The sequence below is a fragment of the Leclercia sp. EC_58 genome, assembly GCF_019584355.1.
GTDB lineage: Bacteria > Pseudomonadota > Gammaproteobacteria > Enterobacterales > Enterobacteriaceae > Enterobacter.
This window is the reverse complement of sequence record NZ_VDAM01000001.1, coordinates 780,488-805,470: the sequence shown is the minus strand read 5'-3', so window position 1 is coordinate 805,470 and position 24,983 is coordinate 780,488. Positions and strand designations below refer to the sequence as shown.

General features: G+C 57.3%; 22 protein-coding genes. 18 read left to right on the top strand and 4 right to left on the bottom strand.

Annotated elements, in window-relative coordinates; genetic code table 11:
- The first annotated feature begins 24 nt into the window (after positions 1–24).
- The 7 genes from FHC51_RS04055 to ugpQ all read left to right on the top strand — a co-directional run bounded on the left by FHC51_RS04055 (position 25) and on the right by ugpQ (position 5,712).
- Positions 25–246: a type II toxin-antitoxin system Phd/YefM family antitoxin gene (locus tag FHC51_RS04055; RefSeq protein WP_156239917.1), complete on the top strand. Its 222-nt coding sequence runs from the start codon at positions 25–27 to the stop codon at positions 244–246.
- Positions 243–611, top strand: a complete 369-nt coding sequence (locus tag FHC51_RS04050) for a type II toxin-antitoxin system death-on-curing family toxin (RefSeq protein ID WP_103824771.1) — start codon at positions 243–245, stop codon at positions 609–611. Before FHC51_RS04055 ends, FHC51_RS04050 begins: the two co-directional genes overlap by 4 nt.
- A gap of 149 nt (positions 612–760) precedes the next feature.
- Positions 761–2,077 (top strand): sn-glycerol-3-phosphate ABC transporter substrate-binding protein UgpB, encoded by a 1,317-nt coding sequence (ugpB, locus tag FHC51_RS04045; protein WP_114385596.1) that lies wholly within the window; start codon positions 761–763, stop codon positions 2,075–2,077.
- A 96-nt stretch (positions 2,078–2,173) separates the two neighbouring features.
- Positions 2,174–3,061 carry a sn-glycerol-3-phosphate ABC transporter permease UgpA gene (gene ugpA, locus FHC51_RS04040; RefSeq protein WP_103824773.1) on the top strand — a complete coding sequence of 296 codons (888 nt, stop codon included), beginning with the start codon at positions 2,174–2,176 and terminating at the stop codon, positions 3,059–3,061.
- On the top strand, positions 3,058–3,903 hold the full coding sequence (gene ugpE, locus FHC51_RS04035; protein ID WP_220434940.1) for a sn-glycerol-3-phosphate ABC transporter permease UgpE: 846 nt from the start codon (positions 3,058–3,060) through the stop codon (positions 3,901–3,903). Before ugpA ends, ugpE begins: the two co-directional genes overlap by 4 nt.
- Position 3,904: 1 nt before the next feature.
- A complete protein-coding gene (locus FHC51_RS04030) occupies positions 3,905–4,975 on the top strand; it encodes a sn-glycerol-3-phosphate import ATP-binding protein UgpC (RefSeq protein WP_220434939.1) in 1,071 nt (356 codons plus the stop codon).
- Entirely contained in the window at positions 4,972–5,712 is a 741-nt protein-coding gene (gene ugpQ / locus FHC51_RS04025; RefSeq protein ID WP_156239909.1) for a glycerophosphodiester phosphodiesterase, read from the top strand. The genes FHC51_RS04030 and ugpQ overlap by 4 nt, the downstream gene beginning before the upstream one ends.
- Here the strand turns inward: ugpQ and FHC51_RS04020 are convergent.
- A complete protein-coding gene (locus FHC51_RS04020) occupies positions 5,709–6,089 on the bottom strand; it encodes a DUF2756 family protein (protein WP_220434938.1) in 381 nt (126 codons plus the stop codon). The genes ugpQ and FHC51_RS04020 overlap by 4 nt on opposite strands.
- Positions 6,090–6,211: 122 nt before the next feature.
- Here FHC51_RS04020 and ggt point away from each other — a divergent pair, with 122 nt between their 5' ends.
- On the top strand, positions 6,212–7,957 hold the full coding sequence (gene ggt / locus FHC51_RS04015; protein WP_168194445.1) for a gamma-glutamyltransferase: 1,746 nt from the start codon (positions 6,212–6,214) through the stop codon (positions 7,955–7,957).
- Between the two features lie 81 nt (positions 7,958–8,038).
- Here ggt and yhhY read toward each other — a convergent pair whose 3' ends face one another.
- Entirely contained in the window at positions 8,039–8,527 is a 489-nt protein-coding gene (gene yhhY, locus FHC51_RS04010; RefSeq protein WP_220434937.1) for an N-acetyltransferase, read from the bottom strand.
- 217 nt (positions 8,528–8,744) lie between these two features.
- Positions 8,745–9,392 carry a polymer-forming cytoskeletal protein gene (locus FHC51_RS04005; protein WP_114385599.1) on the bottom strand — a complete coding sequence of 216 codons (648 nt, stop codon included), beginning with the start codon at positions 9,390–9,392 and terminating at the stop codon, positions 8,745–8,747.
- Positions 9,393–9,617: 225 nt separating this feature from the next.
- On the opposite strand from FHC51_RS04005, the gene FHC51_RS04000 reads away from it, so the two are divergent.
- The 5 genes from FHC51_RS04000 (at position 9,618) to gntU (ending at position 14,558) form a co-directional block, all read left to right on the top strand.
- A complete protein-coding gene (locus tag FHC51_RS04000) occupies positions 9,618–10,655 on the top strand; it encodes an oxidoreductase (protein ID WP_159340211.1) in 1,038 nt (345 codons plus the stop codon).
- Positions 10,656–10,778: 123 nt separating this feature from the next.
- Entirely contained in the window at positions 10,779–11,474 is a 696-nt protein-coding gene (locus tag FHC51_RS03995; protein WP_103824780.1) for a pirin family protein, read from the top strand.
- 90 nt (positions 11,475–11,564) lie between these two features.
- Positions 11,565–12,560, top strand: a complete 996-nt coding sequence (gntR, locus tag FHC51_RS03990) for a gluconate operon transcriptional repressor GntR (protein WP_103177342.1) — start codon at positions 11,565–11,567, stop codon at positions 12,558–12,560.
- Positions 12,561–12,686: 126 nt separating this feature from the next.
- The gene (gene gntK, locus FHC51_RS03985) at positions 12,687–13,214 is read left to right on the top strand and encodes a gluconokinase (protein WP_103824781.1); all 528 of its coding nucleotides are present in this window, start codon (positions 12,687–12,689) and stop codon (positions 13,212–13,214) included.
- A gap of 3 nt (positions 13,215–13,217) precedes the next feature.
- Positions 13,218–14,558, top strand: a complete 1,341-nt coding sequence (gene gntU / locus FHC51_RS03980; RefSeq protein ID WP_220434936.1) for a gluconate transporter — start codon at positions 13,218–13,220, stop codon at positions 14,556–14,558.
- Between the two features lie 1,390 nt (positions 14,559–15,948).
- Here the strand turns inward: gntU and yhgN are convergent.
- Positions 15,949–16,542, bottom strand: a complete 594-nt coding sequence (yhgN, locus tag FHC51_RS03975) for an NAAT family transporter YhgN (RefSeq protein WP_103177338.1) — start codon at positions 16,540–16,542, stop codon at positions 15,949–15,951.
- A 177-nt stretch (positions 16,543–16,719) separates the two neighbouring features.
- Between yhgN and asd the strand changes: the two genes are divergently transcribed.
- From asd to glgA, 5 genes are all read left to right on the top strand, one after another.
- Positions 16,720–17,823, top strand: a complete 1,104-nt coding sequence (asd, locus tag FHC51_RS03970) for an aspartate-semialdehyde dehydrogenase (protein ID WP_103824786.1) — start codon at positions 16,720–16,722, stop codon at positions 17,821–17,823.
- A 250-nt stretch (positions 17,824–18,073) separates the two neighbouring features.
- Positions 18,074–20,260, top strand: a complete 2,187-nt coding sequence (glgB, locus tag FHC51_RS03965; protein WP_103824787.1) for a 1,4-alpha-glucan branching enzyme — start codon at positions 18,074–18,076, stop codon at positions 20,258–20,260.
- Positions 20,257–22,230 carry a glycogen debranching protein GlgX gene (glgX, locus tag FHC51_RS03960; protein ID WP_220434935.1) on the top strand — a complete coding sequence of 658 codons (1,974 nt, stop codon included), beginning with the start codon at positions 20,257–20,259 and terminating at the stop codon, positions 22,228–22,230. Before glgB ends, glgX begins: the two co-directional genes overlap by 4 nt.
- Before the next feature lie 18 nt (positions 22,231–22,248).
- The gene (glgC, locus tag FHC51_RS03955) at positions 22,249–23,544 is read left to right on the top strand and encodes a glucose-1-phosphate adenylyltransferase (RefSeq protein ID WP_103177334.1); all 1,296 of its coding nucleotides are present in this window, start codon (positions 22,249–22,251) and stop codon (positions 23,542–23,544) included.
- On the top strand, positions 23,544–24,977 hold the full coding sequence (gene glgA / locus FHC51_RS03950; RefSeq protein ID WP_103177333.1) for a glycogen synthase GlgA: 1,434 nt from the start codon (positions 23,544–23,546) through the stop codon (positions 24,975–24,977). The genes glgC and glgA overlap by 1 nt, the downstream gene beginning before the upstream one ends.
- Positions 24,978–24,983 lie beyond the last annotated feature (6 nt).

The following is a 24,983-nucleotide window of genomic DNA, read 5'->3' as shown; positions in this document are numbered from 1 at the left end:
CACTTGTACTTAAAAGGAGGCGCTATGCGTACAATGAACTATAGCGAAGCACGGCAGAATCTTGCTTCAGCGCTGGATTCTGCGGCGACGGGCACGCCCGTGACGATCACGCGTCGTGGCCATAAACCTGCCGTAATTATCAGTGTGGAAGAGTTTGAGCGTTATCAGGCGGCAAAACTGGACGCTGAGTTCGATGCCATTATGGGCATACATGGGAACGAAATAAGGGAACTGGCCGATAAATGAATCTGCAATTTATCTCAGCGGAAGAGATAGTCCTGTTTCATGACAAACTTCTGAGCGTCACGCCTGGCGTCGCGGGAATGTCAGATCCAGGCCGTGCTGAAGCGTTGCTCCATCGTGTATTAAACAAATATCAATACGAAGGGGTGACCGATGTGTGGATTCTGGCGGCGATGCATTTGCTGGCAATTTCCCGCGGTCATATCTTCAATGACGGTAATAAACGTACAGCCCTGTTCATCACCCTGCTTTTTCTCAAACGCAACGGCATCTCGCTAAAAGCCAATCCAGATTATGTGGCGATGACGGTTGAAGCTGCTGCGGGTCGCTTATCGCTTGAAGAGATTGTTGAACGTTTACGCCGCTAGTCTCCTTCATATTTCCATCATCCCCCTGACGCCCTGTTGTCATATCTCTGTAAACAAACGGTTATTTTTCTGTAATTCGAGCATGTCATGTTACCTCGCGAGCACAAAACGCGTGATATCGCGCATCCGGCACAATAAGAGAGATGACAATGACATCGTTACGACACACAGCTTTGGGTCTGGCAATGGGTCTGGCTTTTGCGGCTAACGCAATGGCCGTCACCACTATTCCGTTCTGGCATTCCATGGAAGGGGAGTTGGGTAAAGAGGTTGACTCCCTGGCGCAGCGTTTCAACGACAGCCACCCGGATTATAAAATTGTGCCGGTGTACAAAGGCAACTACGAGCAGAGCCTGAGCGCGGGCATTGCCGCGTTCCGTACCGGTAACGCCCCGGCGCTGCTGCAGGTCTATGAGGTGGGCACGGCCACCATGATGGCCTCCAAAGCCATCAAGCCGGTCTATGAGGTGTTTAAAGAGGCGGGCATTAACTTCGATGAATCGCAGTTCGTGCCAACCGTCGCGGGCTATTACACCGATTCTAAATCCGGCCATCTGCTCTCCCAGCCGTTTAACAGCTCTACCCCGGTGCTGTACTACAACAAAGACGCCTTTAAGAAAGCCGGTTTAGATCCAGAGCAGCCGCCGAAAACCTGGCAGGATCTGGCGGAGTACACCGCCAAACTGAAAGCGGCCGGCATGAAGTGCGGCTACGCCAGCGGCTGGCAGGGCTGGATCCAGATCGAGAACTTCAGCGCCTGGCACGGCCAGCCGGTAGCCACCGAGAACAACGGTTTCAACGGCACCAATGCGGTCCTGGAATTCAACAAGCCGGAGCAGGTGAAGCACATTGCCCTGCTTGCCGATCTGAACAAGAAGGGCGATTTCAGCTACTTCGGACGTAAAGACGAATCAACCGAGAAGTTCTACAGCGGCGACTGCGCCATCACCACCGCCTCGTCCGGCTCGCTGGCGGATATCCGTCACTACGCCAAATTTAACTATGGCGTGGGGATGATGCCGTACGATGCCGACTCAAAAGGCGCGCCGCAGAACGCCATTATCGGCGGGGCCAGCCTGTGGGTAATGCAGGGTAAAGACAAGGACACCTACAAGGGCGTGGCGGAGTTCCTCGACTTCCTGGCGAAGCCGGAAAACGCCGCCGAATGGCACCAGAAGACCGGCTACCTGCCGATCACCAAAGCCGCCTATGACCTGACCCGCGAGCAGGGCTTCTATGACAAGAACCCAGGGGCAGACATCGCCACGCGCCAGATGCTGAACAAGCCACCGTTGCCGTACACCAAAGGGCTGCGTCTGGGCAACATGCCGCAGATCCGTACCGTCGTGGATGAAGAGCTGGAAAGCGTCTGGACCGGCAAGAAAACCCCTCAGCAGGCGCTGGATGCGGCAGTCGAGCGCGGAAACCAGCTACTGCGCCGCTTCGAGCAGTCGACCAAATCGTAAAAAAATGCCCGGTGACGCGTAGCGATCCGGGCCTGGAAGACCGTAGGCCGGGTAAGGCGTAGCCGCCACCCGGCGCTGTTCAGGAACACAACCCTCATGTCCTCATCCCGTCCGGTGTTTCGCTCCCGTTGGCTGCCGTACCTGCTGGTCGCGCCGCAACTGGTCATCACCGTTATCTTCTTTATCTGGCCTGCGGGCGAAGCGCTGTGGTACTCGGTGCAGAGCGTCGATCCGTTCGGGCTCTCCAGCCAGTTTGTTGGCCTGGATAACTTCGCCGCCCTGTGGCACGACAGCTACTACATCGACGCCTTCTGGACGACGATCAAATTCAGCGCCCTGGTGACGGTGAGCGGTCTTCTCGCCTCGCTCTTCTTTGCCGCGCTGGTGGATTACGTGGTGCGCGGCAGCCGCTTGTATCAGACGTTGATGCTGCTGCCTTACGCCGTCGCCCCCGCCGTCGCCGCGGTGCTGTGGATCTTCCTTTTTAACCCCGGGCGCGGGCTCATCACCCATTTTCTGGCAGAGTTCGGCTATGACTGGAACCACGCCCAGCACAGCGGCCAGGCGATGTTCCTGGTGGTCTTCGCCTCGGTGTGGAAGCAGATCAGCTACAACTTCCTCTTCTTCTTCGCCGCGCTGCAGTCCATTCCGCGTTCGCTGGTGGAAGCCGCCGCGATTGACGGCGCAGGCCCGATCCGCCGCTTCTTCCGGCTGTCGCTGCCGCTGATTGCCCCGGTGAGTTTCTTCCTGCTGGTGGTCAACCTGGTCTACGCCTTCTTCGACACCTTCCCGGTGATCGACGCCGCCACCGCAGGCGGCCCGGTACAGGCCACTACCACGCTGATCTATAAAATCTACCGCGAAGGCTTTGCCGGTCTGGATCTCTCGGCCTCTGCCGCCCAGTCGGTGGTGCTGATGTTCCTCGTCATCATCCTCACGGTGGTGCAGTTCCGCTATGTTGAAAGTAAGGTGCGCTACCAATGATTGAGAACCGTCGCGGGCTGACGATTTTCAGCCATACCATGCTGATCCTGGGGATCGTGGTGATCCTGTTCCCGCTGTACGTGGCCTTTGTCGCCGCCACGCTGGACAGAAACGCCATCTTTGAAACCCCAATGACCCTGGTGCCGGGTTCGCATCTCTTCGAGAACATGGCGACCATCTGGACCCAAGGCGTGGGGGTCAACAGCGCCCCGTTCTGGCTGATGATGCTCAACAGCTTCATCATGGCGTTCGGCATTACCGTGGGCAAAATCACGGTGTCGATGCTCTCGGCATTTGCCATCGTCTGGTTCCGCTTTCCGCTGCGTAACCTCTTCTTCTGGATGATCTTCATCACCCTGATGCTGCCGGTGGAGGTGCGTATCTTCCCGACGGTAGAGGTGATCGCCAACCTCGGGATGCTCGACAGCTATGCGGGCTTAACCCTGCCGCTGATGGCCTCAGCCACCGCCACCTTCCTGTTCCGCCAGTTCTTTATGACCCTGCCGGACGAGCTGATTGAGGCCGCGCGGATCGACGGCGCCTCGCCGATGCGCTTTTTCCGCGACATCGTGCTGCCGCTGTCGAGAACCAACCTCGCGGCGCTCTTTGTCATCACCTTTATCTACGGCTGGAACCAGTACCTGTGGCCGCTGCTGATCGTTCAGGACGTCAATCTCGGCACCGCCGTGGCGGGCATCAAAGGCATGATCGCCACCGGCGAAGGCACCACCCTCTGGAACCAGGTGATGGCGGCGATGCTGCTCACCCTTATCCCCCCGGTCGTTATTGTTTTAGCCATGCAGCGCGCGTTCGTGCGTGGTTTAGTGGACAGTGAGAAATAAGATGGCAGGTTTAAAATTACAGGCAGTGACCAAAAGCTGGGATGGCAAGACCCAGGTGATTCAGCCGCTGACCCTCGACGTGGCGGACGGCGAATTTATCGTGATGGTTGGCCCGTCGGGCTGCGGCAAATCCACCCTGCTGCGCATGGTGGCGGGGCTCGAGCGCGTCACCTCGGGCGATATCTGGATTGACCGCCAGCGCGTGACCGAGATGGAACCCAAAGATCGCGGCATCGCGATGGTGTTTCAGAACTACGCCCTCTATCCGCACATGAGCGTGGAAGAGAACATGGCCTGGGGGCTGAAAATTCGTGGCATGGGCAAAAGCCACATCGCCGAGCGCGTCAAAGAGGCGGCGCGCATTCTGGAGCTGGATGGCCTGCTGAAGCGCCGCCCGCGCGAGCTCTCCGGCGGCCAGCGCCAGCGCGTGGCGATGGGCCGCGCCATCGTGCGTGACCCGGCGGTATTCCTCTTCGATGAACCGCTCTCCAACCTCGATGCCAAGCTGCGCGTGCAGATGCGTCTTGAGCTACAACAGCTGCACCGACGACTGAACACCACCTCTCTGTATGTTACCCACGATCAGGTGGAGGCGATGACCCTCGCCCAGCGGGTGATGGTGATGAACAAAGGGGTGGCCGAGCAGATTGGCACCCCGGTGGAGGTGTATGAAAAGCCCGCCAGCCGCTTTGTGGCGAGCTTTATCGGCAGCCCGGCGATGAACCTGCTGGAAGGACGCATCAGCACTGCGGGTACCCATTTTGAACTGGAGAGCGGCATGGCGCTGCCGATCAACTGGTACTATCGCGGCTACGCCGGGCGTAAGATGACCCTGGGTATCCGCCCGGAACATATTGCGCTAAGCTCGCAGGCGGAAGGCGGCGTACCGCTGGTGATGGACACCCTGGAGATGCTGGGGGCCGACAACCTGGCGCACGGACGCTGGGGCGAGCAGAAGCTGGTGGTGCGTATGTCGCACGAGGAGCGCCCAAAAGCGGGCAGCACGCTATGGCTGCATCTGCCGGAAAATCATCTGCACTTATTTGATGGTGAAACAGGACAACGCATATGAGTAACTGGCCTTATCCCCGCATCGTCGCCCACCGTGGCGGCGGTAAACTGGCACCGGAAAATACCCTGGCGGCCATTGACGTTGGCGCGCGTTACGGTCATACCATGATTGAGTTCGATGCCAAGCTGTCGAAAGACGGGGAGATCTTCCTCCTGCATGACGATAACCTTGAGCGCACCAGCAACGGCTGGGGCGTGGCGGGTGATCTGCCGTGGCGCGATCTGCTGAAGGTGGACGCCGGAAGCTGGTTTAGCGGGGAGTTTAAAGGCGAGCCGCTGCCGCTGCTGACTGAGGTGGCTGACCGCTGTCGTCAACACGGGATGATGGCCAATATCGAAATCAAACCGACCACCGGTACTGGGCCACTCACCGGCAAAGTCATTGCCCTGGCGGCGCGTGAGCTGTGGGCAGGAATGACTCCACCGCTGCTGTCGTCGTTTGAGATTGACGCGCTGGAAGCCGCGCAGGCTGCTGCGCCTGAATTACCGCGTGGGTTATTGCTGGATGCCTGGCGTGATGACTGGCGCGAGCTGACCAGTCGACTGGAGTGCGTATCCATTCACCTGAACCATCGCCTGCTGGATGAAGCGCGGGTGAAGGCGATTAAGGCCGCCGGCCTGCATATCCTGGTCTATACCGTCAATCAGCCCCAGCGAGCAGCGGAACTGCTGCGCTGGGGCGTCGATTGTATCTGTACCGATGCGATTGCCCTTATCGGCCCGGACTTTCAGCCCTAAGGGTTATTGAGCATGTCGCCATTCTGCCGCTGCGGCAGCATATGTTGCTGCTGCACGCCGCCGGAGTCGATACTGCCGCCGCTGAGCATCCCGCCGTTGGTATTAGGCAGAACCTGCACCCCCGGCTGGCTCTGCTGAATCCGCTGGGTGTTGTTATCCATCTGCGTTTGCAGGTGCTGCTGCTGAACGCGGGTTTGCGTTTGCAGCTGCTGGTTTAGCATCCCTGTTTGCTGTTGCTGCTGCATCATCATCTGATTTTGCATTCGCTGCTGGCTGGGGTTCTGATAGCCCGGCTGATTGGGGTTATTCAGGGTGTTGATAGGCTGCGCGAATACGGCAAACGGCAGTAACGCCGCCACAAGAATGAGACGTTTCATGGTCATTCCCTCCATCTGAAGCCTTCTGTAAGTTTATCTCGAATCCGCCATTACGATGATTTTTTAAGAGTTATGAACCAGGCTTAAGCGGGAGCATGAGTCCCTGTACCTGGAGAATAACAATGATGAAACCAACGTTTTTACGCTGGGTGGCGATTGCTGCCCTGACGGCAGGCGGTACGTTTTGCGTGGCAGCGAATCCGCCGGCGGCACCGCCGGTCTCCTATGGTGTGGAAGAGGATGTGTTCCATCCCGTGCGGGCGCAGAAGGGGATGGTCTCCTCAGTGGATGCCCTCGCTACTCAGGTGGGGGTGGATATTCTCAAACAGGGCGGTAATGCGGTGGATGCGGCGGTGGCGGTGGGCTATGCGCTGGCGGTGACCCACCCGCAGGCGGGCAACCTCGGCGGTGGCGGCTTTATGATGCTGCGCACCAAAGATGGCACCACCACGGCAATCGACTTCCGTGAAATGGCGCCGAACCAGGCCACGCGGGACATGTTCCTTGATGACCAGGGCAATGCCGACAGTAAAAAATCGCTTACCTCCCATCTGGCGACCGGTACGCCGGGCACCGTAGCGGGCTTCTCGCTGGCGCTGGATAAGTACGGCACCCTGCCGCTGAACAAGGTGGTGCAACCCGCCATCAAACTGGCGCGGGACGGCTTTGAGGTCAACGACGCGCTGGCGGACGATCTAAAAACCTACGGCAGCGAAGTGATCCCCAACCATGAGAACAGCAAAGCGATCTTCTGGAAGGAGGGCGAGCCGCTGAAGAAGGGCGATAAGCTGGTGCAGACGAACCTCGCCAAAAGCCTGGAGATGATTGCGGAGAACGGCCCGGACGCCTTCTATAAAGGGGCGATCGCCGACCAGATTGCCGAAGAGATGAGTAAGAACGGCGGGCTGATCACCAAAGCGGATCTGGCGGAGTACAAGGCGGTGGAGCGCACGCCGATTAGCGGCGACTACCGCGGGTATCAGGTCTACTCCATGCCGCCACCGTCATCCGGCGGGATCCACATCGTGCAGATCCTCAATATCCTCGAAAACTTCGATCTGCATAAGTTTGGTTTCGGCAGTGCAGACACATTGCAGGTGATGGCCGAGGCGGAAAAATATGCCTACGCCGACCGCTCGGAGTATCTGGGCGACCCGGACTTCGTCAAGGTGCCATGGCAGGCGTTGACCAATAAAGCCTACGCCAAATCCCTGGCCGATCAGATCGATATCAACAAGGCCAGACCGTCGAGCGAGATCCGCCCCGGCAAACTGGCGCCGTACGAGAGCAACCAGACCACCCACTTCTCGGTGGTGGATAAAGATGGTAACGCGGTGGCGGTGACCTATACCCTCAACACCACCTTTGGTACCGGGATCGTGGCGGGCAACAGCGGCATTCTGCTCAACAACGAGATGGACGACTTCTCCGCCAAACCGGGCGTGCCGAACGTCTACGGACTGGTGGGCGGGGATGCCAACGCCGTAGGGCCGAAGAAGCGTCCGCTGTCGTCAATGTCGCCGACGATTGTGGTGAAAGATGGCAAAACCTGGCTGGTGACCGGCAGCCCGGGCGGCAGCCGGATTATCACCACCGTACTGCAGATGGTAGTCAACAGCATCGATTTCGGGATGAACGTGGCGGAAGCGACCAACGCCCCGCGCTTCCATCACCAGTGGCTGCCGGATGAGCTGCGGGTGGAAAAGGGCTTTAGCCCGGATACGCTGAAACTGCTGGAGCAGCGCGGGCAAAAAGTGGCGGTGAAAGAGGCGATGGGCAGCACCCAGAGCATTATGGTCGGGCCGGACGGCGCACTGTATGGGGCATCGGATCCGCGCTCGCCAGGCGATTTGACGGCGGGGTATTGAGTGGGTTGCCGGGCGGCACTGCGTTTGCCCGGCCTACGGATCCTGTAGGCCGGGTAAGGCGAAGCCGCCACCCGGCAATGCTTACTTGATGCGCGCCATATAGAGCGCATCGACAAATTCGCCGTCACGCAGGGCGAATCGCTTCCCGGTGCCTTCCACCACAAAGCCGTACTTGCGGTACAGGGCAATGGCAGGCGCGTTGTCGGCAAACACCGTCAGTTCGATACGTTCGATGCGCAGCCAGTTGTCGCACAGGTTGATCATCTCCCGCATCAACGCGCTGCCCGCCCCGCGCCCCTGCACGTCAGCAGAGACGCTGATACCAAAGGTCGCCACGTGGCTGCGTCGGGGATTGTCCATCACGTCCAGCGCCAGATGACCAACAACGTTACCGTCCAGGCAGGCCACCAGATGGCGTCTGCCCGGCTTTTTCATTACCCGTTCTTGCCACATCTCCATCGACGGATGAGGAAGTTGTAGTGTCTGGTGATACACCCCCGGATGGGTATTAAGCAGGCGTAATGCTTCGGCATCGGCGGCTTCAACGTGGCGTATCACTATCTCACTCATTCCTTCTTCCTCAGTTAGTTAGGTTCCTTTCCAACATCCGTCAGTTTGAAATGTGAGTCAACAAGCATTTTTTGCAAAAAATCAGTAGACAAGTGCGAATGAGAATGATTATTATTGTCTTGCATTCAGGGAGTCCGCGACGGAAACCTGAAAGCACGACATTGCTCACATTGCTTCCAGTATTATTTTAGCCAGCGTCTCGCTGGCTTTTTTTTGTTTACAGCTTTTGCGAATGCAGGCGATCCGGTATATCAGCCGGGTTCTCTTTTATCATGCCCACCACGTTGTTCTTCTCCGCGACAGCCGGTAAGACCTCCGCCTGGCCGGAAAAGACGCCGCCTTTTTTGATCGCCAGGGTCCGGTAGAGCAGGGTGCCGGTAATCTGGCCATTTTCGCAGATTTCAATGGCCTCGCTGCTGCACTGACCGATGACCTTACCGTCCACGATCAACTCCCGGCAGGTGATGTTTCCCTCTACATAGCCCCCACGCATGATTTTTATCAGGCTCTCTTTAGAGTCGATATTGCCGTTCAGCTTGCCGTGAACATAGACGTGCCCGCCGGAAACGATATTGCCTTCAAAATGCACATCGCTGGCGATTACGGTGGTGCCATGCTTCTCCACCGCGGTGGGTTCTTTTTCAATGACCGGTGCCGGAGGGAGAATTTCTTGCTTGTCAGTTTCGGTTTTTTTTTGTTTCTTAAACATGAGGTTAACCTGATTAGATAGAAGAGGGAGACCAAAGGCCATTAGGGTTAATGCCGCGAACAGCCACGTCAGGGAGGGGGCATTGAAGCACCAGGCGACCAGGGCGAGCAGCCAGAAGAGAAGTGCGCTATTTAACGCGAGGTATTTTCTGTCCATAGAAAATGAGCGCGACTCCTTTCGCGAGCATGTTAATTTGTCTGCCCTCTTATCCTGGGATTCAGAGGCAGGGTCAAGGTTATGCCCGTTATTTTCGGATTCGATATAGCAATATATTCACGGCACGGTTTTCCCGCCGGAATAAGCCTAAAAGATTGATGGGGTTAAATTCGCCAGCAGGTTGCGCTATGGTTGAAGGCAGAGACCTTAGCCAGGAACAACATCATGACACTACACTGCGCATTTATTGGATTTGGCAAAAGTACCACCCGCTATCACCTTCCCTATGTTCTTACCCGTAAAGCCAGCTGGCATGTGGCGCATATCTTCCGCCGCCACCCGAAACCGGAAGAGCAGTCTCCGCAGTACTCCCATATTCACTTCACCAGCGATCTCGACGAGGTATTGAACGATCCCGAAGTGAAGCTGGTGATCGTCTGTACCCATGCCGACAGCCATTTTGAGTACGCGAAACGCGCCCTGGAAGCGGGTAAAAACGTGCTGGTGGAGAAGCCATTTACTCCGACGATGGCCGAGGCGAAAACGCTGTTCGAGCTGGCGCGCAGCAAAGGGCTGACCGTCACGCCCTATCAGAACCGTCGCTTTGACACCTGCTTCCTTACCGCGAAGCAGGCCATCGAGAGCGGCAAGCTGGGCGAGATTGTCGAAATCGAAAGCCACTTCGATTACTACCGTCCGGTGGCGGAGACCAAACCCGGCCTGCCGCAGGATGGTTCGTTCTACGGCCTTGGCGTCCATACCATGGACCAGATAATCAGCCTGTTTGGCCGTCCGGACCATGTGGCCTATGACATCCGCAGCCTGCGTAATAAAGCCAACCCGGACGATACCTTTGAAGCGCAGCTCTTCTACGGCGACCTGAAAGCGATCGTCAAAACCAGCCATCTGGTAAAGACCGATTACCCGAAATTTATCGTTCACGGCACCAAAGGCTCGTTTATCAAATACGGTATCGACCAGCAGGAGACCAGCCTGAAGGCTAATATCATGCCGGGTGAACCAGGGTTTGCGGCGGACGATTCCGTGGGCGTGCTGGAGTACGTTAACGACGCGGGTGTGACGGTGAAAGAGGAGATCAAACCGGGCACCGGCGACTATGGTCAGGTCTACGATGCGCTGTACCAGACCCTCACTTGCGGCGCGCCAAATTACGTCAAGGAAATTGAAGTGATGACCAACCTGGAAATCCTTGAACGCGCCTTCGAACAGGCATCACCTGCCACGATAACCCTTGCCCGATAAGCCTGAATGACTCCTCTGTCCTTGTTCAGATATTTTGAACAGAGGAGTCAATTTTCACCCTCTATGATCCCAGGTCGATTGCGTCCACACTTACTCCATCGAAACGAACTGAGGGTAAAAACAATGATCTTCTTACGCAAAGCAAACGACCGTGGACACGCAAATCATGGCTGGCTGGACTCATGGCACAGTTTCTCGTTCGCCGATTATTATGACCCGAATTTTATGGGCTTCTCGGCACTGCGCGTGATTAACGATGACGTGATTGACGCAGGCCAGGGCTTCGGTACCCACCCGCACAAAGATATGGAAATCCTGACTTACGTGCTGGAAGGGGCGGTGGAGCATCAGGACAGCATGGGTAATAAAGAGCAGGTGCCGGCGGGTGAGTTCCAGATTATGAGTGCAGGTACCGGGGTACGTCATTCCGAATACAACCCAAGCAAAACTGACCGTCTGCGTCTGTACCAGATCTGGATCATTCCGGAAGCGAAAGGCATCACCCCGCGCTACGAGCAACGCCGCTTTGACGCGCAGCAGGGTAAACAGCTGGTACTGTCACCGGATGCCCGTGACGGCTCGCTGAAAGTGCATCAAGATATGGAGCTTTACCGCTGGGCGCTGGCGAAAGATGAGCAGTCTGTGCACCAGATTGCCGCCAACCGCAAAGTGTGGATCCAGGTGGTGAAAGGCGACGTGACCATCAATGGCACCAAAGCGACCACCAGCGATGGCCTGGCCATCTGGGATGAGCAGGCGATCTCTGTCCATGCTGACAGCGCTGCTGAAATCCTGCTGTTCGACCTGCCGCCGGTCTAAATAATTACGCAACCTTCCCTTTAAACGGGGAAGGTTGCGCTTTGTCCGTGATAAACTGAGAAAATCTCTCACTCATGATTTCTCAGGACGATGAAAAAGAAACGCCCCGTACTTCAGGATGTCGCCGATCGCGTCGGTGTGACCAAAATGACGGTCAGCCGTTTTTTACGTAACCCGGAACAAGTTTCCGTGGCATTACGTGGCAAGATTGCGGCTGCTCTCGATGAACTGGGTTATATCCCCAACCGTGCACCCGACATTCTCTCCAATGCGACCAGCCGTGCGGTGGGCGTCCTGCTTCCCTCTTTAACCAACCAGGTCTTCGCCGAGGTGCTTCGCGGCATCGAAAGCGTCACCGACGCCTTTGGCTATCAGACTATGCTCGCCCACTACGGTTACAAGCCGGAGCTGGAAGAGGAGCGTCTGGAATCCATGCTTTCCTGGAACATTGATGGCCTGATCCTCACCGAACGCACCCACACCCCACGCACGCTGAAGATGATCGAAGTGGCGGGTATTCCGGTGGTGGAGCTGATGGATAGCCAGTCGCCGTGCCTGGATATCGCGGTCGGGTTCGACAACTTCGAAGCGGCCCGGCAGATGACGGCGGCGATCATCGCCCGCGGCCATCGTCATGTCGCCTATCTTGGCGCACGTCTGGATGAACGTACTATCATCAAACAGAAGGGGTACGAGCAGGCGATGCTCGACGCGAACTTAACGCCCTACAGTGTGATGGTAGAGCAGTCCTCCTCCTACACCTCCGGCATTGAGTTGATGCGTCAGGCGCGTCGTGAATATCCGCAGCTTGATGGCATCTTCTGTACTAACGATGACCTCGCGGTGGGCGCCGCTTTTGAATGCCAGCGTCTGGGCCTGAAAATCCCGCAGGATATGGCGATTGCCGGTTTCCACGGTCACGACATCGGCCAGGTCATGGAGCCGCGCCTGGCGAGTGTCCTGACGCCGCGTGAGCGCATGGGCCGTATCGGTGCGGAACGCCTGCTGGCGCGCATTCGTGGTGAAGCGGTGTCGCCTAAAATGTTAGATTTAGGTTTCACTCTGTCACCGGGTGGATCTATTTAGCGTGACAAGTTTGAACTAGCTCACACTTATTCACTTCGCGCACGTTTGGATATTGCTTCTCGTCAGCCCCGGCAGGACAATGTTACCGATAACTGTTACCCGTAACAATCGACTGAGGGACATACTTTGAGCACCACAAATCCAGATCACCACGTTTATGTCCTGATGGGCGTTTCCGGTAGCGGTAAGTCCGCCGTTGCCAGCGAAGTGGCACATCAAATCCATGCTGCGTTTCTTGATGGTGATTTTCTCCATCCGCGCAGCAACATCAACAAAATGGCCTCAGGTGAGCCGCTGAACGACGACGATCGTAAACCGTGGCTGCAGGCCCTGAACGATGCGGCGTTTGCCATGCAGCGCACCAACAAAGTCTCGCTGATCGTCTGCTCTGCGCTGAAAAAGAGCTACCGCGACCAGCTGCGCGAAGGTAACGCTAACCTCTCATTTATCTACCTGAAGGGCGATTTCGACGTGATTGAAACCCGTCTGAAAGCGCGCAAAGGGCACTTCTTTAAGACCCAGATGCTGGTGACGCAGTTTGAAACCCTGCAAGAGCCAGGCGCGGATGAAAGCGATGTACTGGTCGTGGATATCGATCAGCCGCTGGACGGTGTTGTTGCAAGCACCATTGAGGTCATCAACAAAAGGCAGTAAGTTTTGAGTACGTTAACGCTTGTTTTAACAGCAGTAGGCTCCGTGCTGCTACTGCTGTTTTTGGTCATGAAGGCCCGTATGCACGCCTTCGTGGCTTTGATGGTGGTATCTATTGGTGCAGGTCTCTTTTCCGGCATGCCGCTCGACAAAATCGCTGCGACCATGGAAAAAGGGATGGGAGGCACGCTGGGCTTCCTGGCGATTGTGGTCGCGCTTGGCGCGATGTTTGGCAAAATCCTGCATGAAACCGGCGCGGTCGATCAGATCGCCGTCAAGATGCTAAAATCCTTCGGTCACAGCCGGGCGCATTACGCCATCGGTCTGGCCGGTCTGATCTGCGCCCTGCCGCTGTTTTTTGAAGTGGCGGTAGTGCTGCTGATTAGCGTGGCGTTTTCGATGGCGCGCCACACCGGCACCAACCTCGTGAAGCTTGTTATTCCGCTGTTTGCCGGTGTCGCCGCCGCCGCAGCGTTCCTGCTGCCTGGCCCCGCGCCGATGCTGCTGGCCTCGCAGATGCATGCTGACTTTGGCTGGATGATCCTCATCGGCCTGTGCGCGGCAATCCCGGGCATGCTCATTGCCGGTCCGCTGTGGGGCAACTTCATCAGCCGTTACGTTGAGTTGCACATTCCTGACGACATCACCGAGCCGCATCTGGGCGAAAACAAAATGCCCTCCTTCGGCTTTAGCCTCGCCCTGATCCTGCTGCCGCTGGTGCTGGTCGGGCTCAAAACCATCGCCGCGCGCTTTGTGCCGGAGGGATCGAGTGCCTACGAATGGTTTGAGTTTATCGGTCACCCGTTCACGGCGATCCTAGTGGCCTGTCTGGTGGCGATCTATGGTCTGGCGATGCGCCAGGGCATGGCGAAAGACCGCGTGATGGAGATCTGCGGTGCAGCGCTGCAGCCGGCGGGTATTATTCTGTTGGTGATCGGTGCGGGCGGCGTGTTCAAGCAGGTGCTGGTGGATTCTGGCGTTGGCCCGGCGTTAGGTGGGGCGCTTACCGGTATGGGGCTGCCGATTGCGGTGACCTGCTTCGTGCTGGCTGCGGCGGTGCGTATCATTCAGGGCTCCGCTACTGTGGCATGTTTGACCGCCGTCGGGCTGGTGATGCCGGTGATTGAACAGCTGAACTACTCCGGCGCGCAGATGGCGGCGCTCTCTATCTGTATCGCGGGGGGATCTATTGTGGTCTCTCATGTGAACGACGCGGGGTTCTGGCTGTTCGGTAAATTTACCGGGGCGACGGAAGCGCAGACGCTGAAGACCTGGACGATGATGGAAACTATCCTCGGGACGACCGGGGCGATTGTCGGGATGATTGCGTTTACGTTGTTGAGCTAGCAGCTACCGTAAACCGTAGGCCGGGTAAGGCGTAGCCGCCACCCGGCTTTTTTGTGCGTGCAGGAAACGTATGCGTCCGCCACCCGGCGGTGAACATGTGGCAACGGTGGTGGTTCCGTTCACTTTACGTTCAATGCTGCTCTGTATGCCATGTCACCCGTGAACGTGTCAGGGGGGCTCGCCGCCGCCCCCCTGACCACCCCGGCTCCCGGCCAGGAAAATCGCCGCGTTGCGGTCCCTTCGGCTTATGACTTGCGGCTGTCGGGTCGGGGGCGATCCTACATCCCTGTAGGTCGCCCCCTCTCGGCGGTCCCTGCGCCTCGACCCGGCCTCCAGTCAACGCCTCAGCGATTTTCAGCCGGACCAGGGAGCCGCTGTGGGTGTTTTGCTTACCTGACTCTTTTCGTCGCTGGAGATTTAATTTCGGGTTATGGGGGCAGGGATGTAGGTCGGGTAAGGCGTAGCCGCCACCCGGCTTTTTTGTGTGTGCAGGAAACGTAGGCCGGGTAAGGCATAGCCGCCACCCGGCGGTGAACATGTGGCAACGGGAGTGGTTCCGTTCACTTTACGTTCAATGCTGCTCTGTATGCCACGTCACCCGTGAACGTGTCAGGGGGCTCGCCGCCGCCCCCCTGACCACCCCGGCTCCCGGCCAGGAAAATCGCCGCGTTGCGGTGCCTTCGGCTTATGACTTGCGGCTGTCGGGTCGGGGGCGATCCTACATCCCTGTAGGTCGCCCCCTCTCGGCGCGTCCCTGCGCCTCGCCCCGGCCTCCAGTCAACGCCTCAGCGATTTTCAGCCGGACCAGGGAGCCGCTGTGGGTGTTTTGCTTACCTGACTCTTTTCGCCGCTGGAGATTTAATTTCGGGTTATGTGGGCAGGGATGTAGGCCGGGTAAGGCGTAGCCGCCACCCGGCTTTTTTGTGCGTGCAGGAAACGTAGGCCGGGTAAGGCATAGCCGCCACCCGGCGGTGAACATGTGGCAACGGTGGTGGTTCCGTTCACTTTACGTTCAATGCTGCTCTGTATGCCACGTCACCCGTGAACGTGTCAGGGGGGCTCGCCGCCGCCCCCCTGACCACCCCGGCTCCCGGCCAGGAAAATCGCCGCGTTGCGGTCCCTTCGGCTTATGACTTGCGGCTGTCGGGTCGGGGGCGATCCTACATCCCTGTAGGTCGCCCCCTCTCGGCGCGTCCCTGCGCCTCGCCCCGGCCTCCAGTCAACGCCTCAGCGATTTTCAGCCGGACCAGGGAGCCGCTGTGGGTATTTTGCTTATCTGACTCTTTTCGTCGCTGGAGATTTAATTTCGGGTTATGTGGGCAGGGATGTAGGCCGGGTAAGGCGTAGCCGCCACAGCCGCATGTTCTCACTCCATAACGTCAAACCAACGTCACCCCTTCATCCACGCCCGAATCCCATCCAGGAACATCTGTGTCGCCATCATCACCAGAATCAATCCCATCAGCCGCTCCAGCGCATTCACCCCTTTCTCCCCCAGCAGGCGCAAAAACAGCGACGACTGCAGCAGAATGATGAACGTTCCGCCCCAGGCAATCAGCAGGGCAATCACCAGGTGGCTCATCTGGTTCGGATACTGATGTGACAGCAGCATCAGCGTCGCCAGAATGGTCGGCCCGGCGACCAGTGGGATCGCCAGCGGCACAATAAACGGCTCTTCACCCGCCGGCAGGCCGCTGCTGTTGCCTTCGGTGCTCGGGAAAATCATTTTGATGGCAATCAGGAACAGAATAATCCCGCCGGAAATGGAGACCGTTTCAGCGCGTAAGTTCAGGAACGCGAGGATTTTCTCGCCGGCAAACAGGAAGATAAACATCACCAGCAGAGCGATGAGCAGCTCGCGGATCATGATGGCCCGACGACGCTTCGGCTCGGTGTGCTTCAACACCGACATGAAAATAGGCAGGTTTCCGAGTGGATCCATAATTAGGATCAATAAAACAGCGGCGGAAATGATTTCACTCATCGTACATTATCCCTGATACTTGTATGGTTTCCCCGATGATTAGCTCTTTTTCTGATCGGCGGGCAATCATCGATTAATTTCGCTTGCGACTTTGGCAGCATTTTGTAATGTGAAGCATATCCCAGTTCAATACTGGCTTGCACAAACAGCACACACCCTCTGCAGGAAAAAAATGCTATGAAAAACGTTGGTTTTATCGGCTGGCGCGGTATGGTCGGCTCTGTACTCATGCAACGCATGGTTGAAGAGCGCGATTTCGACGCTATCCGTCCGGTCTTCTTCTCCACTTCCCAGCTCGGCCAGGCTGCACCGTCCTTTGGGGGTACCACAGGCACGTTGCAGGATGCTTACGATCTGGAAGCGTTGAAGGCGCTGGATATTATTGTCACCTGCCAGGGCGGCGATTATACCAACGAAATTTATCCAAAGCTTCGTGAAAGCGGCTGGCAGGGCTACTGGATTGACGCGGCCTCTTCGCTGCGCATGAAAGACGACGCCATTATTATTCTTGACCCGGTTAACCAGGATGTCATTACCGACGGCCTGAACAAGGGCGTGAAGACCTTCGTGGGCGGCAACTGTACCGTCAGCCTGATGCTGATGTCGCTGGGCGGCCTGTTTGCTCAGGATCTGGTGGAGTGGGTCTCTGTGGCAACCTACCAGGCGGCCTCCGGCGGCGGCGCGCGCCATATGCGCGAACTGCTGACCCAGATGGGCCAACTGCACCACAGCGTTGCTGATGAGCTGGCAAACCCGGCGTCTGCTATTCTCGATATCGAACGCAAAGTAACTCAGCTGACCCGCAGCGGCGAGCTGCCGGTGGATAACTTCGGCGTACCGCTGGCCGGTGGCCTGATCCCGTGGATCGACAAACAGCTGGATAACGGCCAGACCCGCGAAGAGTGGAAAGGCCAGGCAGAGACCAACAAAATCCTGCGCACCGCTTCCGTGATCCCGGTTGATGGCCTGTGCGTGCGCATCGGCGCGCTGCGCTGCCACAGCCAGGCATTCACCATTAAACTGAAAAAAGATGTGTCTATCCCGACCGTGGAAGAACTGCTCGCATCACACAATGCGTGGGCGAAAGTGGTGCCAAACGACCGCGACATCACCATGCGCGAACTGACCCCAGCTGCGGTCACCGGCACATTATCTACCCCGGTAGGCCGTCTGCGTAAACTAAATATGGGGCCGGAGTACCTTTCCGCCTTTACCGTCGGCGACCAGCTGTTATGGGGTGCCGCCGAACCGCTGCGCAGGATGCTGCGCCAGCTGGCGTAATAAATACTTAATACTAAGGGGTGATTTATCACCCCTTTTTTTGCGTACTACATGGAGTAAACGCCAAATGGTCCATAATTTTTCAGGAGTCATATAAAGCGTTGGCTATGCTTTATGCGGGATGTCACATATTCCGCCTGGAGGTTGAACGGAACAGAGAGGATGCACAATGTGCGGTTTCGTTCAGGTCACATCAAGGTCGTACCCGGCGCGCGAAAGGGGCGGCAACTAAAAAAACAGGATGAATACCATGTCCGTTCGTATTGATAGAGACGTGATTAATGCGCTTATTACGGGTCACTTTGCGGATCCGTTTTCTGTACTTGGCATGCACCGCACTGATGCCGGCCTGGAAGTCCGTGCACTGTTACCTGACGCAACGGAAGTGTGGGTGATTGAACCTAAAACCGGCCGCAAGGTCGGGAAACTCGAATGTCTCGATTCACGCGGCTTTTTCGCTGGCGTGATGGCCCGCCGTAAAAACTTCTTCCGCTACCAGCTCGCTGTGATCTGGCATGGACAACAGAATCTGATCGATGATCCCTATCGCTTTGGTCCGCTGTTGCAGGAGATGGATGCCTGGCTACTGTCTGAAGGTACGCACCTGCGTCCTTATGAGACGCTTGGCGCCCATGCCGACACTATGGATGGCGTCACCGGCACCCGTTTTACCGTCTGGGCGCCAAATGCCCAGCGTGTCTCCGTGGTGGGGCAGTTCAACTACTGGGATGGCCGTCGCCATCCGATGCGTCTGCGGCGTGAAACCGGCATCTGGGAACTCTTTATCCCTGGCGCACTGAACGGCCAGCTCTACAAATATGAGATGATCGATGCGCAGGGTAATCTGCGTATCAAAGCCGACCCCTATGCCTTCGAAGCGCAGATGCGCCCGGAAACGGCGTCACTCATTTGCGGCCTGCCGGATAAAGTCGCCCAGAGCGAAGAGCGTATTCGGGCGAACCAGTTCGATATGCCAATCTCTATTTATGAAGTCCATCTTGGCTCCTGGCGTCGTCATACCGACAACAACTTCTGGCTCAGCTACCGGGAGCTGGCCGACCAGCTGATCCCCTATGTGAAGTGGATGGGCTTTACCCATCTGGAGCTGCTGCCCATTAACGAGCATCCGTTTGACGGCAGCTGGGGCTACCAGCCTACCGGGATGTATGCCCCGACCCGCCGTTTCGGCACCCGCGACGACTTCCGCTATTTTATCAACGCCGCGCACGCCGCCGGACTGAACGTGATCCTCGACTGGGTGCCGGGCCACTTCCCGTCCGATGACTTTGGCCTCGCCCAATTTGACGGCACTAGCCTGTATGAACACAGCGACCCGCGGGAAGGCTATCACCAGGACTGGAATACCCTGATCTACAACTATGGCCGTCGGGAAGTGACCAACTACCTGGTGGGCAACGCCCTCTACTGGATCGAGCGTTTCGGCATTGATGCCCTGCGCGTGGACGCCGTCGCCTCAATGATCTACCGCGACTACAGCCGCAAAGAGGGTGAGTGGATCCCGAACGAGTTCGGCGGACGTGAAAACCTGGAAGCGATTGAGTTTCTGCGCAGCACCAACCGCATTCTTGGCGAACAGGCGCCAGGGGCGGTAACGATGGCTGAAGAGTCCACCGACTTCCCGGGCGTCTCCCGTCCGCCGTCAATGGGCGGGCTGGGCTTTTGGTACAAGTGGAACCTGGGTTGGATGCACGACACCCTGGATTACATGAAGCTGGATCCGGTGCATCGTCAGTATCATCACGACAAACTGACCTTCGGCATGCTCTATAACAGCACCGAGAACTTTGTCCTGCCGCTCTCCCACGATGAAGTAGTACACGGCAAAAAATCGATTCTCGACCGCATGCCAGGAGACGCGTGGCAGAAATTTGCCAACCTGCGCGCTTACTACGGCTGGATGTTCGCCTTCCCGGGCAAAAAGCTGCTGTTTATGGGTAACGAGTTCGCCCAGGGACGCGAATGGAACCACGACACCAGTCTCGACTGGCATCTGCTGGAAGGGGGCGACAACTGGCACCACGGCGTTCAGCGCCTGGTTCGCGACCTCAACCATACCTACCGTCACCACAAAGCCCTGCACGAGCTCGACTTTGATGATTACGGCTTTGAGTGGCTGGTGGTGGATGACCACGAGCGCTCGGTGCTGATCTTTGTCCGTCGCGACAAGGCGGGTAACGAAATTATCGTCGCCAGTAACTTCACCCCGGTGACGCGCCATCACTACCGTTTCGGCATCAATCAGCCTGGCAAATGGCGTGAAGTGCTGAATACCGACTCCATGCACTATCACGGCAGCAACGCGGGTAACGGGGGGCTGGTACAGAGCGATGAACAGGAGAGCCATGGCCGCCCACAATCCCTGAGCATTACGTTGCCGCCGTTAGCCACTATCTGGCTGGTCCGGGAGGGGGAATGACGCAACTCGCCGCAGGTAAACCCGCTCCGCTCGGCGCATGCTATGACGGAAAAGGGGTGAATTTCACTCTCTTTTCCGCCCACGCGGATCGGGTTGAACTCTGCGTGTTTGACGGCAAAGGCATTGAACATCGGTACGATATGGTGGCGCGCAGCGGCGATATCTGGCATGGCTATCTGGAACATGCCCGCCCCGGCATGCGCTATGGTTTTCGGGTTTATGGCCCGTGGGATCCCGCAAAGGGGCTGCGCTTTAACCCGGCAAAATTGCTGCTTGACCCGTGCGCGTATCAGGTCGAAGGCACGCTGAATGATGATCCCCTGCTGCACAGCGGCACAGATACTCCGGATCACCGTGACAGCGCGGCGGTGGCGCCAAAAAGCGTCGTGGTCAGCGATCATTACGACTGGGAAGAGGACGCCCCGCCCAATATACCGTGGGGCAAAACGGTCATCTATGAAGCCCACGTCAAAGGGCTGACCTGGCTGCATCCTGACATCCCGGAAGATATCCGGGGCACCTACAAAGCACTCAGCCACCCGGTGATGATTGCTTATTTTAAGCGCCTCGGTATCACCACCCTGGAATTATTACCGGTGGCCCATTTTGCCAGCGAGCCGCGCCTGCAACGCCTCGGCCTCAGTAACTACTGGGGCTATAACCCGATGGCGATGTTTGCCCTTGAGCCGCGCTATGCCTCGCATCCCGACCGGGCAAGAGATGAGTTTCGTGACGCGGTGAAGGCGCTGCACGAAGCGGGTATCGAGGTCATTCTGGATATCGTCCTCAACCACAGCGCCGAGCTGGATCTTGAGGGGCCGACGTTCTCCCTGCGCGGAATTGATAACCCTAGCTATTATTGGTTAAGAGAGGATGGTGATTATCACAACTGGACCGGTTGCGGTAACACTCTCAATCTCAGCCATCCGGCAGTGACAGACTATGCGTATGCCTGCCTGAAGTACTGGGTTGAAACCTTCCATATCGACGGTTTTCGTTTTGATCTTGCGTCGGTGATTGGACGCACGCCGGAATTCAGCCAGCAGTCGCCGCTGTTTGAGGCGATAAAAAACTGCCCGCTGCTCTCAGGTGTGAAGCTGATTGCAGAGCCCTGGGATATCGGCCCGGGCGGCTACCAGGTGGGAAATTTCCCGCCGCTGTTCGCGGAATGGAACGATCACTATCGTGATGCGGCGCGCCGCTTCTGGCTGACGCGCGATCTCTCTTTAGGAACATTTGCCGGACGTTTCGCCGCTTCCAGCGATGTATTTAAACGCAACGGGCGTTTGCCTTCCGCGTCGATCAACCTGTTGACGGCGCACGACGGTTTTACCCTGCGTGACTGCGTTTGTTTCAATCAGAAACACAATGAAGCAAACGGCGAAGAAAACCGTGACGGCACCTCCAATAACCACAGTTTTAATCATGGTATTGAAGGGTTAAGTGGCAATCTGGATGTGATCGAGCGGCGCCGCGCCAGCGTGCATGCGCTGCTGACGACGCTTTTACTGTCACAGGGTACGCCGATGCTGCTGGCAGGCGATGAACATGGCCACAGTCAGCGCGGCAACAACAATGCTTATTGCCAGGATAACGCGTTAACCTGGCTTGACTGGCAGCAGGCAAACGAGGGACTCGTCGCTTTTACTGCCGCGTTGGTCCATCTGCGTAAGCAGATCCCGGCGCTCACCGAGGATCGGTGGTGGGAAGAGGGCGACGGCAACGTTCGCTGGTTAAATAAAATGGCGCAACCGTTAGGTGCGCACGAGTGGCAGAACGGGGTGCCGCGCCTGCAAATCCTGCTTTCGGATTGCTGGCTCATCACCCTCAATGCCACAGATGAGGTCGCAGAAATTATTTTACCTGAAGGGGAGTGGCGGGCTATCCCCCCATTTGCCGGAGAGGATAATCCGGTCGTTATGACTGTCTGGCATGGGCCTGCGCACGGTGTATGTGTATTCCAGAGATGATAATAAAAGGAGTTGATCATGGTTAGGTTAGATAAGAACGACCCTCTAATGTTGGCGCGTCAGCTGCCATTGAAGTCTGTTGCCCTGATTCTTGCTGGCGGCCGCGGTACCCGATTAAAAGATTTAACGATCAAGCGCGCCAAACCCGCCGTCCACTTCGGCGGTAAATTCCGTATTATCGATTTTGCTCTGTCCAATTGCCTCAACTCAGGCATTCGCCGTATTGGCGTCATTACCCAGTATCAGTCACACACTCTGGTGCAGCACATTCAGCGCGGCTGGTCGTTCTTCAGTGAGGAGATGAACGAGTTTGTCGACCTGTTGCCTGCCCAGCAGCGCGTCCATGGTGAAAACTGGTACCGCGGCACCGCCGATGCGGTTACGCAGAACCTCGATATCATTCGCCGTTATAACGCCGAATACGTGGTGATCCTCGCCGGGGACCATATCTACAAGCAGGACTACTCGCGCATGCTTATCGACCATGTCGAAAAAGGGGCGCGCTGCACCGTAGCCTGTTTGCCGGTGCCCGTTGCCGAGGCGACGGCGTTTGGCGTCATGGCGGTGGACGAAAACGACAAGGTGATCGATTTCGTGGAAAAACCGGCGAATCCACCTTCAATGCCGGGCGATGACACTAAAGCGCTTGCCAGCATGGGTATCTATGTCTTTGATGCAGATTACCTTTACCAGCTGCTGGAAGAGGATGACAAGGATGAAAAATCCAGCCATGACTTCGGCAAAGACATCATCCCGAAAATCACCAAATCTGGCATGGCCTATGCACATCCTTTCCCGCTCTCCTGCGTGCAGTCCGATCCGAATTCAGAACCGTACTGGCGCGATGTAGGAACCCTGGAAGCGTACTGGAAGGCTAACCTCGATCTGGCCTCTGTCACGCCGGAGCTGGATATGTACGACCATAACTGGCCGATCCGCACCCATATGGAGTCTCTGCCGCCGGCAAAATTTGTCCAGGACCGTTCGGGCAGCCACGGCATGACGCTGAACTCGCTGGTTTCCGGCGGGTGCATTATCTCCGGCTCGGTGGTGGTGCAGTCGGTATTGTTCCCGCGCGTGCGGGTGAACTCCTTCTGCAATATTGATTCGTCAGTGCTGTTACCCGACGTCTGGGTGGGCCGCTCGTGCCGCCTGCGTCGTTGCGTTATCGACCGTGCCTGCGTCATTCCGGAAGGCATGGTAATTGGAGAAAATGCGGAAGAGGACGCGCGCCGTTTCTACCGCTCAGAAGAAGGTATCGTGCTGGTTACGCGGGAAATGCTGCGTAAACTGCAGATCAAACAGGAGCGATGATGCAGGTTTTACACGTTTGTTCTGAAATGTTCCCGTTGCTCAAAACTGGCGGGTTGGCGGATGTGATAGGGGCGTTACCGGCGGCGCAAATTGCAGGTGGGGTTGATACCCGCGTGCTATTACCCGCTTTTCCAGATATTCGTCGCGGCGTGCCTGACGCGCAGATCGTCAGCCGCCGCGAGACCTTTGCCGGGCGCATCACATTACTGTTTGGCCATTACAACGGCGTGGGTATCTACCTGATTGACGCGCCGCATCTTTATGATCGCCCAGGGAGCCCGTACCACGACACTAACCTGTTTGCCTATACCGATAACGTGCTGCGTTTCGCGCTGCTCGGCTGGGTAGGTGCGGAGATGGCCTGTGGGCTGGATCCGTTCTGGCGTCCGGACGTGGTGCATGCCCACGACTGGCACGCCGGGTTAGCGCCAGCCTATCTGGCGGCACGTGGCCATCCGGCGAAGTCGGTCTTTACCGTGCATAACCTGGCGTACCAGGGCATGTATTTCGCCAAACATATGGATGACATCGATTTGCCATGGTCATTCTTTAATATGCACGGGCTGGAGTTTAAGGGGCAGATCTCCTTCCTCAAGGCCGGGCTTTACTACGCCGATCACATCACCGCCGTCAGTCCAACCTACGCGCGGGAGATCACCGAAGCGCAGTTTGGCTACGGGATGGAGGGGCTGCTCAGCCAGCGCCATCGCGAAGGCCGACTGTCGGGCATTCTCAACGGCGTGGATGAAAAAATCTGGAGTCCGGAAACCGATCTGCTGCTGGGGGCGCGCTATAACCGCGACTCCGTGGAAGATAAGGCCGAGAACAAACGTCAGCTGCAAGTTGCCATGGGACTGAAGGTCAACGACAAGGTGCCGCTGTTTGCGGTGGTAAGCCGTCTGACCAGCCAGAAAGGACTCGATCTGGTGCTCGAGGCGCTGCCGGGCCTGCTGGAGCAGGGCGGACAGCTGGCGCTGCTGGGTGCGGGCGATCCGGTACTGCAGGAGGGCTTCCTCGCCGCCGCCGCCGAACATCCGGGACAGGTGGGTGTGCAGATTGGCTATCACGAAGCGTTTTCGCACCGCATCATGGCGGGCGCAGACGTTATTCTGGTGCCGAGCCGTTTTGAGCCCTGCGGCTTAACCCAGCTGTATGGTCTGAAGTACGGCACGCTGCCACTGGTGCGGCGTACTGGCGGGCTGGCGGATACCGTATCCGACACCTCGCTGGAGAATCTGGCGGATGGGATCGCCACCGGATTTGTCTTTGAAGACAGTAATGCCTGGTCGCTGTTACGCGCGATTCGTCGTGCTTTCGTGTTGTGGTCACGTCCTTCTTTATGGCGTTTTGTTCAACGCCAGGCGATGGCCATGGATTTTAGCTGGCAAGTTGCGGCGCAGTCCTACCGCGATCTTTATCAACGCTTGATGTAACAATGC

Excerpts from the sequence above, each read along its gene's own strand:
- FHC51_RS04055 (WP_156239917.1), top strand. The coding sequence starts at position 25 with ATGCGTACAATGAACTATAGCGAAGCACGGCAGAATCTTGCTTCAGCG.
- FHC51_RS04050 (WP_103824771.1), top strand. The coding sequence starts at position 243 with ATGAATCTGCAATTTATCTCAGCGGAAGAGATAGTCCTGTTTCATGAC.
- ugpB (WP_114385596.1), top strand. The coding sequence starts at position 761 with ATGACATCGTTACGACACACAGCTTTGGGTCTGGCAATGGGTCTGGCT.
- ugpA (WP_103824773.1), top strand. The coding sequence starts at position 2,174 with ATGTCCTCATCCCGTCCGGTGTTTCGCTCCCGTTGGCTGCCGTACCTG.
- ugpE (WP_220434940.1), top strand. The coding sequence starts at position 3,058 with ATGATTGAGAACCGTCGCGGGCTGACGATTTTCAGCCATACCATGCTG.
- FHC51_RS04030 (WP_220434939.1), top strand. The coding sequence starts at position 3,905 with ATGGCAGGTTTAAAATTACAGGCAGTGACCAAAAGCTGGGATGGCAAG.
- ugpQ (WP_156239909.1), top strand. The coding sequence starts at position 4,972 with ATGAGTAACTGGCCTTATCCCCGCATCGTCGCCCACCGTGGCGGCGGT.
- FHC51_RS04020 (WP_220434938.1), bottom strand. The coding sequence starts at position 6,089 with ATGAAACGTCTCATTCTTGTGGCGGCGTTACTGCCGTTTGCCGTATTC.
- ggt (WP_168194445.1), top strand. The coding sequence starts at position 6,212 with ATGATGAAACCAACGTTTTTACGCTGGGTGGCGATTGCTGCCCTGACG.
- yhhY (WP_220434937.1), bottom strand. The coding sequence starts at position 8,527 with ATGAGTGAGATAGTGATACGCCACGTTGAAGCCGCCGATGCCGAAGCA.
- FHC51_RS04005 (WP_114385599.1), bottom strand. The coding sequence starts at position 9,392 with ATGGACAGAAAATACCTCGCGTTAAATAGCGCACTTCTCTTCTGGCTG.
- FHC51_RS04000 (WP_159340211.1), top strand. The coding sequence starts at position 9,618 with ATGACACTACACTGCGCATTTATTGGATTTGGCAAAAGTACCACCCGC.
- FHC51_RS03995 (WP_103824780.1), top strand. The coding sequence starts at position 10,779 with ATGATCTTCTTACGCAAAGCAAACGACCGTGGACACGCAAATCATGGC.
- gntR (WP_103177342.1), top strand. The coding sequence starts at position 11,565 with ATGAAAAAGAAACGCCCCGTACTTCAGGATGTCGCCGATCGCGTCGGT.
- yhgN (WP_103177338.1), bottom strand. The coding sequence starts at position 16,542 with ATGAGTGAAATCATTTCCGCCGCTGTTTTATTGATCCTAATTATGGAT.
- asd (WP_103824786.1), top strand. The coding sequence starts at position 16,720 with ATGAAAAACGTTGGTTTTATCGGCTGGCGCGGTATGGTCGGCTCTGTA.
- glgB (WP_103824787.1), top strand. The coding sequence starts at position 18,074 with ATGTCCGTTCGTATTGATAGAGACGTGATTAATGCGCTTATTACGGGT.
- glgX (WP_220434935.1), top strand. The coding sequence starts at position 20,257 with ATGACGCAACTCGCCGCAGGTAAACCCGCTCCGCTCGGCGCATGCTAT.
- glgC (WP_103177334.1), top strand. The coding sequence starts at position 22,249 with ATGGTTAGGTTAGATAAGAACGACCCTCTAATGTTGGCGCGTCAGCTG.
- glgA (WP_103177333.1), top strand. The coding sequence starts at position 23,544 with ATGCAGGTTTTACACGTTTGTTCTGAAATGTTCCCGTTGCTCAAAACT.